Genomic DNA, 14,558 nt, shown 5'->3' on the forward strand with positions numbered 1-14,558 from the left:
TGGCCCAGATGGGGCTCGATGGTACTGGTTGAGGACTTGATTTGAACGAGTATCTTCCCGCCTTCCTGAGCACGGACGGCCTTTTGATCGGCACCATCGTGCCGTTCCTGTTCGTTCTGACCATCGTCGTTTTCGTACACGAGATGGGCCACTACCTCGTCGGCCGCTGGTGCGGCATCGGCGTGAAGGCCTTCTCGATCGGTTTTGGGCCGGAGCTGCTCGGCTTCAACGACCGTCGCGGCACGCGCTGGAAGCTCTGTGCGATACCGCTGGGTGGCTATGTCAAGTTTGTCGGCGACATGAGCGTCACCAGCAAGCCGGCAGGCGCCGAGGACGACAATCTCAGCCCGGCGGAGCATAAGATAGCCTTCCACACCCAGCCGGTCTGGAAGCGCGCTGCGACTGTCGTTGCAGGTCCTCTGTTCAATTTCCTTCTCACGATCGCGGTCTTTACCGTGCTGTTTTCGGCCTATGGCCGCTACGTCATGGAGCCGACCGTGGCGGAGGTGAGGGCGGCAAGCCCGGCCGCCAACGCCGGCATCCTGCCGGGCGACCGATTCGTCAGCGTCGATGGCAAGCCGGTGGAAACCTTCTCCGACGTCCAGCGGCTGGTCTCAGGCCGGGGCGGCGATGCGATTGCCTTCGTCATGATGCGCGACGGCAAGGAGATCGCGCTTACGGCCACGCCGGAGATGATGGAGCAGAAGGATGCGCTCGGCAATTCGGTCAAGGTGGCCGTCATCGGGGTGGTCAACAACGAGGAACTGGGCCAGCCGCGGCTGATCAGCTACAGCCCGGGCGGGGCCTTCGTTCAGGCGGTGTCCGAGACGGGCCACATCATCCAGCGAACCGGCCAGTTCCTGAAGCGATTCGTGGTCGGGCGCGAAGACAAGTGCCAGCTTGGCGGACCGGTCAAGATTGCGGACATGGCAGGAAAGGCAGCCCAGTTGGGCTTCATGTGGCTGGTTCAACTGGTGGCGTTGTTGTCGGTCGGCATCGGCTTTCTTAACTTATTGCCGATTCCTCCGCTGGACGGCGGCCATCTCGCGTTCTATGCCGTCGAGGCAGTGATCCGCCGTCCCGTTTCGGAACGGGCAATGGAGGCGGTCTATCGTGTGGGGATGATTCTGGTTCTTGCCTTCATGGGTTTCGTTTTCTGGAACGACCTGTTTGGCTGCTGAAATCATTAAGAAATTCGGAACGGGCAGGGGGCCCGTTGAGGGAGCGTTTACCATCCGGGGCGATATGAGTGACGCGAAAGTCACGCTCGCAGGGTAAGTAAATACAAATTAACTAGAAGCCTTGCGTGTAGGGAAAATCCGGTTATTACGGTATGGGAAATTTACCGCGACGTCCGGTTTTCTCGCCGTGGGGACTTCGAGAAAAAGGTTATATAGCCCGATGAAGGCAGCATTGAAGTTTGCGAGCGCCGCGTCCGCGGTGGCTCTGTCCGCCGCACTGGCCATTCCTGGCGCAGTGGCGGTCCAGTTTGTTGCCGTGTCCGCCGCAGAGGCGGCGGTGGTCAACCGGGTCGAGGTGCGCGGCAACCAGCGCGTCGATGCGGACACCGTTCGCAACTACATTTCCATCAAGCCGGGCAAGTCGTTCTCGAATGCCGATATCGACGAGGCCGTGAAGGCGCTGTTCGGCAGCGGCCTGTTCTCCGATGTCCGTATCAACCAGGTCGGTTCGACCCTGGTGATTCAGGTTTCCGAATACCAGGTCGTCAACAACGTGCTGTTCCAGGGCAACAAGAAGCTCAAGGACGCGGCACTCGGCGGGGCCGTTCAGCTCAAGCCGCGTGGCGCGTTCTCGCAGGCAGCGCTCGAAGCTGACGCCCAGGCGATCAAGGAAGCCTACAAGCGCGTCGGCCGCGACGATGTCACCGTTGGCACCAATGTCATGGACCTTGGCGAAAACCGCGTGAACGTGGTGTTCGAGATCAACGAAGGCGGCCGCACCAAGATCGCCGCGGTCAATTTCGTCGGCAACGACGCCTATGGCGACCGCCGCCTTGCGGATGTGATTTCGACCAAGCGTTCGTCGTTCCTGTCGTTCATGCTGCGTGACGATATCTATGACGAGGATCGTCTGCGCGCCGACGAAGAGGCGCTGCGCCGCTTCTACTTCAATCACGGCTACGCCGACTTCCAGGTCGTTTCCGCCTTTGGCGAGCTCGACGAAGCGACCAACCAGTACACCATCACGATCACCGTCGACGAAGGCCAGCGCTATACGTTCGGCGACGTCACGGTCGAAAGCACGATCCCCGAGATCGACGGCGCGACGCTGCAGTCGCTGGTCGAGACGCGCAAGGGCGACACCTACAACGCCAAGGACGTCGAGGATTCGATCATCGGAATCACCGAAAACGTTGCCGGCAAGGGCTATGCCTTCGCCAAGGTGACGCCGCGCGGTGACCGCAACTTCGAAAACCGCACGATCTCGGTCGTCTACACGGTCGATCAGGGCGCCAAGGCTTATGTCGAGCGCATCGAAATCCGCGGCAACGAGCGCACCCGCGACTTCGTGATCCGTCGCGAATTCGACGTCAGCGAGGGCGATGCCTTCAATCAGGTGCTCATCCAGCGCGCGAAGAAGCGCCTCGAGGCACTGAACTTCTTCGAACGTGTCGAAGTCTCCACCGCTCCCGGTTCGCAGCCCGACCAGGTCGTGCTGGTTGTCGACCTGGTTGAGAAGTCGACCGGCGAGTTCTCGATCGGCGCCGGCTATTCGACCGGTGGCGACAATGCCGGCCCGTCGGTGGAAGGCTCGATCACCGAGCGCAACTTCCTCGGCCGCGGCCAGTTCATCAAGTTCTCCGCCGGTGGCGGCAAGAATTCGCGTGACTACAGCTTCTCGTTCACCGAGCCGTACTTCCTCGGCCGCCGTATCGCTGCCGGATTCGACGTGTTCCGCCAGACGCGCAAGTACGACGAATATGAAAGTGACATCACGGGGGGCACCATCCGCTTCGGCCTGCCGATCACCGACAATATCTCGACGCAGCTCGCCTACAATATTTCGCAGGAAAAGTATGCTCTCGACGAGGATTGCTTGGACGCTGGTGGCGCCTACGACCCTGCCAAATGCGATATTTCGAAGGCAATCCTGGACGGTGTTGAAGATAGCCCTTGGATCAAGTCGTCGGTCAGCGGCACGCTGGTGTACAACACCATCGACGACATGAAGAACCCGCATGGCGGCATCTATGCCAACTTCACGACCGAAGTGGCAGGCCTCGGTGGTGACGCCAAGTTCGTCAAGGTCACCGGTCGTGCCAGCTACTACCAGACGCTGTCGGAAGAGCTTGATATCGTTGGCCTCGTCTCGGCGGGCGGCGGTCACATTCAGGGCTTCGGCGACGATGGCCTGCGTGTGTTCGATCACTTCAAGAACAACGACCGCATGATCCGTGGTTTCAAATACAACGGCATTGGTCCAATCGACACGGATGGCGACGACCACTTGGGTGGTACGACCTACTTCAATGCTTCGGCCGAGGCCCAGTTCCCGATCCCGGTGGTGCCGGAGAGCTTCGGCCTGCGCGGTGCGGTCTTTGCCGACGCGGCGACGCTCTACGGCAGCAAGGTTGAGGGCGTTCCGACGATCGTTGGCACCGACATGCAGTGGCGCGCTTCGGTGGGTATCGGCCTGCTCTGGGCGTCGCCCTTCGGTCCGCTTCGCATCGACTACGCGGTGCCGGTCCAGAAGGAAGACACGGACGACACGCAGGAATTCAACTTCGGCATCTCGACCCGCTTCTAATTTGGCGGAACGACGCTTCCGGGCCATCATGGCCCGGAAGGCCCCGGCCTAGCTGGAACAGCATTTCATGACGGATCCGGTGTTTTTTGTGCCGTCGCGCCGCTATTCGGTTGGCGAGGTGGCCGGGCTTACCGGGGCCGTGCTCGCCGATCCCGGCCATTCCCACATTGAGATTTCAACCATCGCGTCTGCTTCTGCTGGCGGCGAAGGTGCCTTGGTGTTCGTCGATGGCAAGCGCAACGGCGCGTCGTTGCCGACGCTTCATGCGGCAGCCGTGCTTTGCACGCCTGATGTTGTCGGCCTTGTGCCCGATGGTATTGCCGTCCTGGTGACGCCACGTCCGCAGCAGGCTTTCGCACGCATCGGCCGACTGCTTTATCCCGACGCCGAGCGCCCGGTCGGTGCGACCGGTGAAGCAGGCATTTCGCCCTTTGCGCATATCGATCCCACCGCCCATGTCGAGACGGGCGCGATCATCGAGGCCGGTGCGGTCATCGGACCCAAGGCAGGTGTCGGCGCCGGCACGGTCGTCGCAGCCAACGCCGTGATCGGCCGTTCCTCGCAGGTGGGGCGCGATTGCTACATCGGCCCGCATAGTTCAATCCAGTATGCGCTGATCGGCAACGGGGTCATCATCCATGCCGGCGCCCGTATCGGCCAGGACGGTTTTGGTTTCGCCGGCGGCGCGCGCGGACCGGAACGCATTCCGCAGATCGGCCGGGTCATCATCCAGGACAATGTCGAGATCGGCGCCAATTCGACGGTCGACCGCGGCGCCATGGCAGATACGATCATCGGCGAAAACACCAAGATCGACAATCTCGTCCAGATCGCCCACAACGTGCGCATTGGCCGCAATTGCGTCATCGCCGGTCTAACGGGTATTTCGGGCTCGGTCACCGTTGGCGACAATGTCATGATGGGCGGCGGCGTCGGGCTTGCAGACCATCTGACGGTCGGCGCAGGGGCCAGGCTGGCGGCGCGCAGCGGCTTCATGCATGACGTGCCTGCAGGCGAGATCTGGGCCGGTTTTCCGGCCAAGCCGATGAAGGATGCGATGCGCGAGTTCGCATGGCTCAAGAAGATGGCCAAGACAAAGAAGGACGGTGGGGGCAATGACTGACCAGACGACCAAGACGCTCGAATCCGTCGACATTCTCGGCCTGTTCAAGCTTTTGCCACATCGCTATCCGTTCCTGCTGATCGACCGTATCGTCGACATCGACGGCGACGATTCAGCTGTCGGCATCAAGAACGTCACTTTCAACGAGCCGCATTTCCAGGGCCATTTCCCCGGCCAGCCGGTGATGCCGGGCGTGCTGATCATCGAAGCGATGGCGCAGACCGCCGGCGCGATCTGCCTGCGCCTGGTGGTCGACGAAAGCCCGTCGCTGGTCTACCTGATGACTGTCGATGCGGCCAAGTTCCGTAAGCCGGTCGTGCCTGGCGACCAGCTCAGAATTCACGTCAAGAAGATCAAGAAACGCGGCAATATCCTCAAATTCGCCTGCGATGCGCAGGTCGATGGCGTCACCGTGGCCGAGGCCGAGGTGGCGGCGATGATGGTGCCGAAGGAATAGCAAGACCTTTCATGCACACCGAAACTTTCATCCATCCCGCCGCCGTCGTCGAAACTGGCGCAAAGCTGGGCGCGGGCGTCCGCATCGGGCCGTTCTGCCATGTCAGCGCCGATGCCGTCATCGGCGATCGCGTCGAACTGATGAGCCACGTCGCCATCATGGGCGCAACCACCCTTGGTGAAGGCTGCAAGGTCTTCCCGCAGGCGACGCTCGGCGCAGCACCGCAGAACAACAAGCATAAGGGCGGCCGCACGACGCTTGTCGTCGGCAAGAACTGCACGATCCGCGAAGGCGTGACCATGCATCTTGGCACCGACACCAGCCGTGGCGCCACCACTGTCGGCGACAACGGGCTGTTTCTCGCCTATGCGCACATCGCTCATGACTGCATCGTCGGCGACAATGTCACCATGGCCAATGTCGCGACGCTTGGCGGCCATGTCGAGGTCGGCAACAACGTGACGCTTGGCGGGTTGTGTGCGGTCCACCAGATGACGCGTATCGGCCATCATGCCTTCGCTGGCGGCGCTGCCATCATCGACGGCGACATCATTCCCTATGGCATGGTAATGGGCAACCGCGCCCGGCTGCGCGGGCTCAATGTCATCGGCATGAAGCGCTCAGGCCTGCCGCGCGCCGAAATCTTTGCGCTGCGCAAGGCCTACAAGATGATCTTCGACCCCGCACGCGCAGTGGCCGAGAACATTCCGGCTGTCGAACGCGAGTTCCAGGGGTCGGCCATCGTGCGCGACATGCTCGATTTCATCCAGGCACGGGGCAAGCGCCATTTCACGGTGCCGCCGCTCCGAACCGCCGTCTCCGACGACGCCGCCGATGACGAAAGCTGAGGGCGGAAAGAAGATAGTCCTTTCCGCGGCCGACCGGGTCGCTGTCGTTGCCGGCAGCGGCCGCCTTCCCGTCAATGTGGCCGAGAGCCTGGCCGAGACGGGACACGCGCCATTCATCGTACTGATCGAAGGCGAGACCGATCCCGGCACCAGCCTGTGGAGCTATGACGGCAAGGTGCTGGCGATCGAGCAGTTCGCAGCGCTTGTTCCGCTGCTCAAGCGCGAGCGCATCACCCATCTCGTGCTCGCCGGTGGCATCAGCCGCCGTCCGGCTTGGCGCGCCATCCGTCCAAGCGTTTCGCTTCTTCGCATCCTGCCGCGGGCGCTGGCCGGTTTTGCGCGCGGCGACGACGGTCTGCTCCGCATATTGGTCGACCTGATCGAGAACAACGGCATCAAGGTCGTGGGTGCGCATCAGGTCGTGCCGGACTTGCTTGCCATAGAAGGCAGGATCGGCGGGCTTGCGCCCAAGGACGGTGACTGGGCCGACCTCCGGGCCGGGCTGGAGGCCGCAAGCGCCATCGGGGCGCTCGACATCGGCCAGGCCGCCGTCGCCATAGGCGGACGGGCCATCGCCCTTGAAGGCATCGAGGGAACCGATCTTCTGCTCGAACGTGTCCGTGACCTGCGCAACAACGGTCGTATCTCCGGCCGCAAGCGCGGCGTCCTGGTCAAATGTGCCAAGCCCGGCCAGGAAATGCGCGCCGACCTGCCGACCATCGGTCCCGCAACGGTGGATGCGGCACACGCTGCGGGCCTGGCCGGAATTGGTGTCGAAGCTGGACGCTCCTTCGTGCTCGATGTTGGCGAGGTCGTGGAACGTGCCGATCGGCTCGGCCTCTTCGTTGTTGGTCTGACGAGTGAGAGGGGCAAATGACTCAGCCGCCGCTCAAGATCGCCATCGTCGCCGGCGAAGAGTCGGGCGACCTCCTGGGCGCCGACCTGGTGCGGGCGCTGCAGCGACTGACCGGCCGCGAGGTCAGGCTGGTCGGCACCGGCGGCCGGCATTTGCAGCAACTGGGGCTTTCGCCGCTGTTCGATGCCAGCGAGATCGCGCTGATGGGACTGACGGCGATCGTCCGCGACCTGCCGCGCCTGATGCGGCGGATCGGCCAGACGGCGCGCCTCGTAGCTGCCGAAAAGCCGGATTGCCTCATCACTATCGACAGCCCGGATTTTTCGCTGCGCGTGGCCAGGAATGTTCGCGCGCTCGCGCCTGGGATTCCGATCGTCCACTACATCTGCCCGAGCGTGTGGGCGTGGCGGCCGAGCCGGGCCAAGGCGATGGAGCCGCATGTCGATGAAGTGCTTTGCATCCTGCCCTTCGAACCCGCCGAGCTTGCCCGGCTGGGCGGCCCGCACGGCACTTTCGTCGGCCACCGGCTGGTCAGCGATCCCGGTATCGCCGTCGCAGCCGCCATGCAGGAAGGCAAGGGCACTCTTTCGCCCGACCGCGAAAAGACACTTCTGCTGCTTCCGGGCTCGCGCCGCAGCGAAGTGCGCGGCCTGATCGGCCCGTTTGGCGAGACCGTTTCGATCCTGCGCGCACGCGGTCACCGCTTGCGCCTGCTACTGCCGACGGTGCCGCATGTGGCCAGCCTGGTCGAAGATGCTGTCTCTAGCTGGCCGGAAAAACCCGAGATCATCCTCGACCCGCAGCGCAAATGGCAGGCCTTCGGCGAGGCCGATGCGGCGCTGATAGCGTCGGGAACGGTGTCGCTGGAGCTTGCGCTCGCCGGCGTACCGATGATGTCGAACTACAAGCTCGACACCTTCATGCGCGTGGTGCAGGGGCTGATCACCGTCTGGAGCGCGTCGCTGCCCAACCTGATCGCCGACAGGCCGGTGGTGTTCGAAGCCTACAACCAGTATGTGCGCCCGCAGTGGATGGCGCGTCACATCGAGGGCCTGTTCGCCGACAGCGGCATCAGGCGCTGGCAGAAGGACGGCTTTGCCGAGATCCTCCGGCGCATGACGACCGATCGCCCCTCCGGCGAACTTGCCGCCGAAGCTGTGCTCAAACACATCGCAAAATGAAAAAACGCCCGCCAGGCAAGAGCTTGGCGGGCGTTGTTCAATTCGTTTCGCTTGGCGCTTAGCGCTTGGCGATCGGCAGATAGTCGCGCTCGGCAGCACCGGTGTAGAGCTGGCGCGGACGGCCGATCTTCTGGCGTGGATCCTCGATCATTTCCTTCCACTGCGCGATCCAGCCGACGGTGCGGGCGAGCGCGAACAGCACGGTGAACATGGTGGTGGGGAATCCCAGCGCCTTCAGCGTGATGCCCGAGTAGAAGTCGATGTTCGGGTAGAGCTTCTTTTCGATGAAGTATTCGTCGGTCAGCGCGATGCGCTCGAGCTCCATCGCGACGTCGAGCATCGGATCGTCCTTGATGCCAAGTTCGCCGAGCACTTCATGCGTGGTCTTCTGCATGATCTTGGCGCGGGGATCGTAGTTCTTGTAGACGCGGTGGCCGAAGCCCATCAGGCGGAACGGATCGTTCTTGTCCTTGGCGCGGGCGACGAATTCCGGAATGCGGTCGACATGGCCGATTTCGCTCAGCATGTTGAGCGCCGCTTCATTGGCGCCGCCATGGGCCGGACCCCAAAGGCAGGCAATGCCGGCGGCGATGCAGGCGAACGGGTTGGCGCCCGAGGAACCGGCGAGGCGCACGGTCGAGGTCGAGGCGTTCTGCTCGTGGTCGGCATGGAGGATGAAGATGCGCTCCATGGCGCGGGCGAGCACCGGATTGACCTTGTACTCCTCGCACGGCACGGCAAAGCACATGTGCAGGAAGTTGGCGGCAAAGTTCAGCTCGTTCTTGGGGTAAACGAAGGGCTGGCCGATATGGTACTTGTAGGCCATCGCCGCGATCGTCGGCATCTTGGCGATCAGGCGGATCGAAGCGACCATGCGCTGGTGCGGATCCGAGATATCGGTCGAGTCGTGATAGAAGGCCGACAGGGCGCCGACCACGCCGCACATGACAGCCATCGGGTGCGCGTCGCGGCGGAAACCGGTGAAGAAGCGCGACATCTGCTCATGCACCATGGTGTGGCGCGTGACGCGATGGTCGAAGTCGTCCTTCTGGGACTTGGTCGGCAGTTCGCCATAGAGCAGGAGGTAGCAGACCTCGAGGAAGTCGCCGTGCTCGGCCAACTGGTCGATCGGATAGCCGCGGTGCAGCAGGATGCCGGCATCGCCATCGATGAAGGTGATCTCCGACTCGCAGCTCGCCGTCGAGGTGAAGCCGGGGTCGTAGGTGAAAGCGCCGGTGGTGGCGTAGAGCGATGCGATGTCGATCACATCTGGTCCGACCGTTCCGGCGCGCACCTTGAACTCGTGGGTCTGGCCGCGGAACTCCAGTTTGGCGGTCGAATCAGTCATCGCATACTCCTTAGTGCTGAGTTGCCGCCCTGGGCGGCGCAATCTTCATAACAAGGCAACCCGTTAGGCCCGGAATGCCCGAGCCCCCAGCTTCCCCGCTGCTTTCAAATTGACCTGTTGCCGCAATGTTGCACCGCAATAGCCTCATTTCAATGCAAAACTAGGAAAGCACTGCTGACCTAATCGATTTGATCGGAAATGCGGGCTAGACTTTCGTCGCGCCCCAGGACGGCCAACACATCGAACACGCCGGGAGACGTGCTTTTACCCGTCAGGGCTGCACGCAAGGGCTGTGCGACGGCTCCCAACTTGACGTTCTCGCGCCCGGCAAATTCGCGGATCGCTGCCTCCGCCGAAGCGGCGTTCCAGTCTTCGTTGACGCCGGCCAGCGCCGCGTGCGCGCCCTTGAGCACATCCTTGGCCGGACCGGCCAGAAGCGCTGCCGCCTTTTCGTCGAGAGGCAAGGGACGCTCGGCAAACAGGAAGCCCGCGCCATCCGCAAGCTCGATCAGCGTCTTGGCGCGCTCCTTGAGACCGGGCATGGCGGCCAGCAGCTGCGCCTTGCGCTTGTCGTCGAGCCTGGCGAGGATCGCATCGCCGCCGGGCAGGTAGGGCAAGGTTGCCAAAAAGATGTCGAACAGCTTCCTGTCGTCCATCTGGCGCATGTGGACGCCGTTCAGCGCCTCGAGCTTGGCGAAGTCGAAGCGCGCCGCACCCTTGTTGACGTCCTCGATCTCGAACCAGGCGATCATGTCCTCGATGCTCATCACCTCGTCGTCGCCATGGCTCCAGCCGAGGCGGGCGAGATAGTTGAGCAATGCCTCGGGCAGGTAGCCCATGGCGCGATAGGCATCGACGCCAAGCGCGCCATGGCGCTTGGACAGCTTTGCGCCGTCGGCACCATGGATCAGCGGGATGTGGGCCATGACAGGCACATCCCAGCCCATGGCGACATAGATGATCGTCTGGCGCGCGGCGTTGGTCAGGTGGTCGTCGCCGCGGATGATGTGGGTGACGCCCATGTCATGGTCGTCGACGACGACGGCATGCATGTAGGTCGGCACGCCATCCGAGCGCAGGATGATGAAATCGTCGAGATCCTTGTTGGGAAAGCGCACGTCGCCCTGCACGCGGTCACGCACCAGCGTCTCGCCCTCTGTCGGCGCCTTGATGCGGATCACCGGCTTCACGCCTGCCGGGGCTTCCGCCGGATCGCGGTCGCGCCAGCGCCCATCGTAGCGCGGCGGACGGCCTTCGGCGCGGGCCTTCTCGCGCATTTCGGTCAGCTCGTCCTGCGAAGCGTAGCAGTAATAAGCCTTGCCCATGCGGACGAGCTCCTCGGCGACCTCGCGGTGGCGCGGCGCGCGCTCGAATTGCGAGGTCGGCTCGCCCTCCCAGGTCAGGCCGAGCCAGGTGAGGCCCTCGAGAATTGCCGCGGTGGCAGCATCGGTCGAGCGCTCGCGGTCGGTGTCCTCGATGCGCAGCAGCATGGTGCCGCCGGTGTGGCGGGCATAGAGCCAGTTGAAGAGAGCCGTGCGCGCACCACCGATGTGCAGGTAGCCGGTGGGCGAGGGGGCGAAGCGGGTGACGACGGACATGGCGATTTCCAAGGGAGGCATAGCGCGCTTGGCCGAAGACCGGCGGCGCATGGCGTTTCGGTGGCGTTGATGTAGCATAGAAGGTCTGGGGCGCAAGAGGCAGGCCCGATGGGCGACCGCGTGCGGGAGGGGGAATCCGGTAACATTCCGGTGGTCGAGACCAGCGAGCGCGCGTTGCTGGGCGGCCCCGTTGCGCCCGCCGTGGCATGGGCACGGCCGAGCGCGCTTGAGGTTGATGCCCCGGGCGACGCCTCGCCGCGGGCGCCACGGCACTATTTTCCCCGGTCGTCGCCATGGTCGGACCAAGGTGCCGCTCTCCGCTCGTCCATGCGAGCCACTCGCGTGGCTATCGAAACCGAACTCGATCGTGGCGCCGCATTCCTGCTCGTGCCGGTCTTTCTGGCGATCGGGGCGCTTGCCTATTTCAGCTTTCGTGCCGAACCGCCCCTTGTACCGCTGGCCGCAGCCTTCGCGCTATTGGCTGTGCTCGCATTTCTGACGCGTACGAACAGGCTGGCTTATTACGCGCTTGCTGCTGCGGCCATCTGCCTGCTCGGCATGGCCATTGCCACGATTGAAACGGAACGGATGGCAACCAAGATGCTCGGCGCGGCGATATCGGCCGGCATCACAGGGCGGGTAGTCGAGATAGATACCCTCGACAACGGCCGTCTGCGCCTGACCCTCGATATCCTGGCGACCGAACGGCCGGTGTTGCGCTATGCGCCGGATCGCGTGCGGCTCATCGCCCGCAAGGTCCCCGAAGGCGTGAGGGCCGGTTCGCAAGTGACAGGCTACGCCAGGCTGATGCCGCCGTCAGGCCCGGTGCGCCCGGGAAGCTACGACTTCTCCTTCGAAAGCTATTTCGATGGCATCGGCGCCAGCGGCTTTTTCATGAAGGGTCCGGAGCTTGCCGCTGCTGCTAAGCCGCCATCGGCCGTGGGCCAGGCATCAGCCTGGGTGGAAAACGCGCGCGACCGCATCGCCCAGCGCATTCGCGATCGCATCGGTGGTGCTGAAGGGGAAATTGCTGCGGCGCTGGTCGTCGGCGTGCGTGGCGGCATCCCGGAAGACGTCAACGAGGCGCTGCGGCGCACCGGCCTCTACCACATCATTTCGATCTCGGGCCTGCACATGGCGATGGTCGCCGGCACGGTGATGTTGCTGATGCGGCTGGGCTTCGCCGCCTTTCCAGCCTTCTCCTCGCATCGTCCGGTGAAGAAATACGCGGCAAGCGCCGCCTTGGCCGCGACAGCGGGCTATCTGTTCGTTTCCGGGGCGGAGGTCGCAGCGCAACGCAGCTTCATCATGCTGGCTGTGATGCTGACGGCGGTGCTGTTCGACAGGGCCTCCTTGACCATGCGCAATCTGGCGATCTCGGCCATCGTGGTCATCGTCATCTCGCCGCACGAGGTGGTCGGCCCGAGCTTCCAGATGTCGTTTGCCGCGACTGCAGCACTTGTCGGCGCCTATGCTTGGTGGTCCGATCGGCGTGAGCAGCAAGCTCAACCGGCCATCCAGCGGTCGATGCCCTCAAAGCTGTGGCGCTGGTTGGCTACGATGGCGGTCGGGCTTGCCGCGACCTCGGTGATCGCAGGTCTTGCCACTGCTGTCTTCGGCGCCTGGCATTTCCAGCGCGTCTCGCCGCTCAGTCTTGTCGCCAATCTGGCAGTGATGCCGATCGTCTCGGTACTGGTCATGCCGTTTGCCGTGCTTGCCGGCCTCTTCATGCCGTTCCGCCTCGATGGCATCTTCCTCGATACGATGGGTGCCGGCCTGACGGCCATGATCGCGCTGGCCAAATGGTTTTCCGAGCACTCGCCCGTCGACGCGGTCGGGTTGGTTTCGACGCATTCGGTCGTCCTTGTCACGGTGGCGCTGATCATCGCATCGATGGCCACGACCTGGTTGCGCGTTGCCGCTCTGCCGCTTGCGGCCTTCGCGCTGCTGGCATTGATGAAAGCGGAAGCGCCTGACGTGCTGGTCTCGGAGGACGCGCGCCTGATGGGCGTACCGGTTGGTGCAGGCAGGCTTGCAGTCAATCGTGCTCGGCCAAACCAGTTCACAATCGACAATTGGAAACGTGCCGTGGTGACCGAGGACGTGGTCGGCCCCACGCGCCTGGGGCCGGCGAACCAGAGCAAGCGGAACAATGCGACCAGCCCAGGCGTCGCAAGCCCTTCCGGCAGTGGCACTGCCTTTTCCTGCGCCGACGGCTTGTGTCTCGTCGAGCACCCCTCGGGCGTGCAGGTGGCTCATGCAGAAAACGCGGAAGCCGCCAGGCGCGCCTGTGCCTCCGCTGACCTTGTTGTCGTCAACGACGCCACCGCAGGCAACGTTTGCGGAAACTCAGCCGTGGTCGTGCTCACCAGCCGTGAATTGGCACGCCTGGGAAGTGCGGCGATATTCCTGACGCCTGGCGGGGGAGGCGTTCCTCAACAGGTCGACATCCGCCACGCTGTGGCCACGCCATACCGCCCTTGGCATGCGCAACGAGAATTCTCCCGCGAGGCGAGGGGACTGCCGCCCTATCGGCGGGAAAGTAAACGTCAGGGCGCACCGGAGCCGGCAACGCCAGCTCAGTAGGTCGCGCGCAGTGCGCTCCCGACATGCATGCAAGGATCAGTAGCGGCGGATCAGCCCGACGAGCTTGCCCTGCACCTTGACCCGGTCAGGCCCGAAGATACGGGTTTCGTAGGCCGGATTGGCGGCTTCCAAGGCGATCGAGGCGCCCTTGCGGCGGAAGCGCTTGAGGGTTGCTTCCTCGTCATCGACCAATGCGACGATGATCTCGCCGGGATTGGCGGTGTTGGAACTGCGGATGACGACCGTGTCGCCGTCGAAGATGCCGGCCTCGATCATCGAGTCGCCCTTGACCTCGAGCGCATAATGCTCGCCGCCCATGATCATGTCCGGCGGCACCGATATCGAATGGGTCTTGTGCTGGATCGCGTCGATCGGCACACCGGCGGCGATGCGCCCCATGACCGGTATGGTGACCGCCGCGCCGATGTCGTCGTCATTGCCGTGCGAGAACGATCGCGATGGCTCCGGTTTACGGCCAAGGCTGCCCTCGATGACGCTCGGCGAGAACTTTCGTGCCGCATTGAGGCCGGGCGCGATCGAATCGGGCAGGCGCAGCACTTCAAGCGCACGTGCCCGGTTGGGCAGGCGGCGGATGAAACCACGCTCCTCGAGCGCCGTGATCAGCCGATGGATGCCGGATTTGGAGGCGAGGTCCAACGCCTCCTTCATTTCGTCGAAGGATGGCGGGATGCCTGCCTCCTTCAGCCGCTCGTGAATGAACAGCAGAAGCTCGTGTTGTTTGCGCGTCAGCATGGCCACCCCTGAGGAATCAAAAGAAAAACAAACCCGGAAC

Annotated in this window: 11 protein-coding genes; 8 read left to right on the forward strand and 3 right to left on the reverse strand. The window is 63.5% G+C overall.

Features of this window, described 5'->3' with window-relative positions:
* The first annotated feature begins 41 nt into the window (after positions 1–41).
* The 7 genes from rseP to lpxB all read left to right on the forward strand — a co-directional run bounded on the left by rseP (position 42) and on the right by lpxB (position 8,233).
* The gene (gene rseP / locus GGQ99_RS04240; protein ID WP_108608001.1) at positions 42–1,181 is read left to right on the forward strand and encodes an RIP metalloprotease RseP; all 1,140 of its coding nucleotides are present in this window, start codon (positions 42–44) and stop codon (positions 1,179–1,181) included.
* 220 nt (positions 1,182–1,401) lie between these two features.
* Entirely contained in the window at positions 1,402–3,768 is a 2,367-nt protein-coding gene (gene bamA, locus GGQ99_RS04245; RefSeq protein ID WP_183260888.1) for an outer membrane protein assembly factor BamA, read from the forward strand.
* A 67-nt stretch (positions 3,769–3,835) separates the two neighbouring features.
* Positions 3,836–4,891: a UDP-3-O-(3-hydroxymyristoyl)glucosamine N-acyltransferase gene (gene lpxD / locus GGQ99_RS04250; RefSeq protein ID WP_183260890.1), complete on the forward strand. Its 1,056-nt coding sequence runs from the start codon at positions 3,836–3,838 to the stop codon at positions 4,889–4,891.
* Positions 4,884–5,348: a 3-hydroxyacyl-ACP dehydratase FabZ gene (gene fabZ / locus GGQ99_RS04255; protein WP_108608004.1), complete on the forward strand. Its 465-nt coding sequence runs from the start codon at positions 4,884–4,886 to the stop codon at positions 5,346–5,348. Before lpxD ends, fabZ begins: the two co-directional genes overlap by 8 nt.
* Before the next feature lie 11 nt (positions 5,349–5,359).
* Positions 5,360–6,196, forward strand: coding sequence for an acyl-ACP--UDP-N-acetylglucosamine O-acyltransferase (gene lpxA, locus GGQ99_RS04260; protein ID WP_183260892.1), 837 nt, complete (start codon positions 5,360–5,362; stop codon positions 6,194–6,196).
* Positions 6,183–7,073, forward strand: a complete 891-nt coding sequence (locus GGQ99_RS04265) for an LpxI family protein (protein WP_183260894.1) — start codon at positions 6,183–6,185, stop codon at positions 7,071–7,073. The genes lpxA and GGQ99_RS04265 overlap by 14 nt, the downstream gene beginning before the upstream one ends.
* The gene (gene lpxB / locus GGQ99_RS04270; RefSeq protein WP_183260895.1) at positions 7,070–8,233 is read left to right on the forward strand and encodes a lipid-A-disaccharide synthase; all 1,164 of its coding nucleotides are present in this window, start codon (positions 7,070–7,072) and stop codon (positions 8,231–8,233) included. Before GGQ99_RS04265 ends, lpxB begins: the two co-directional genes overlap by 4 nt.
* 58 nt (positions 8,234–8,291) lie before the next feature.
* Here lpxB and gltA read toward each other — a convergent pair whose 3' ends face one another.
* Both gltA and gltX read right to left on the reverse strand, forming a co-directional pair.
* Entirely contained in the window at positions 8,292–9,581 is a 1,290-nt protein-coding gene (gene gltA, locus GGQ99_RS04275; protein WP_108608008.1) for a citrate synthase, read from the reverse strand.
* A 179-nt stretch (positions 9,582–9,760) separates the two neighbouring features.
* Entirely contained in the window at positions 9,761–11,185 is a 1,425-nt protein-coding gene (gene gltX, locus GGQ99_RS04280; protein ID WP_183262349.1) for a glutamate--tRNA ligase, read from the reverse strand.
* A 336-nt stretch (positions 11,186–11,521) separates the two neighbouring features.
* On the opposite strand from gltX, the gene GGQ99_RS04285 reads away from it, so the two are divergent.
* Positions 11,522–13,765: a ComEC/Rec2 family competence protein gene (locus tag GGQ99_RS04285; protein WP_343061685.1), complete on the forward strand. Its 2,244-nt coding sequence runs from the start codon at positions 11,522–11,524 to the stop codon at positions 13,763–13,765.
* A 36-nt stretch (positions 13,766–13,801) separates the two neighbouring features.
* Here the strand turns inward: GGQ99_RS04285 and lexA are convergent, their stop codons facing one another.
* Positions 13,802–14,518, reverse strand: a complete 717-nt coding sequence (lexA, locus tag GGQ99_RS04290) for a transcriptional repressor LexA (RefSeq protein WP_183260899.1) — start codon at positions 14,516–14,518, stop codon at positions 13,802–13,804.
* Positions 14,519–14,558: the final 40 nt, after the last annotated feature.

Source organism: Aminobacter niigataensis, from assembly GCF_014200015.1.
Lineage (GTDB): Bacteria > Pseudomonadota > Alphaproteobacteria > Rhizobiales > Rhizobiaceae > Aminobacter > Aminobacter niigataensis.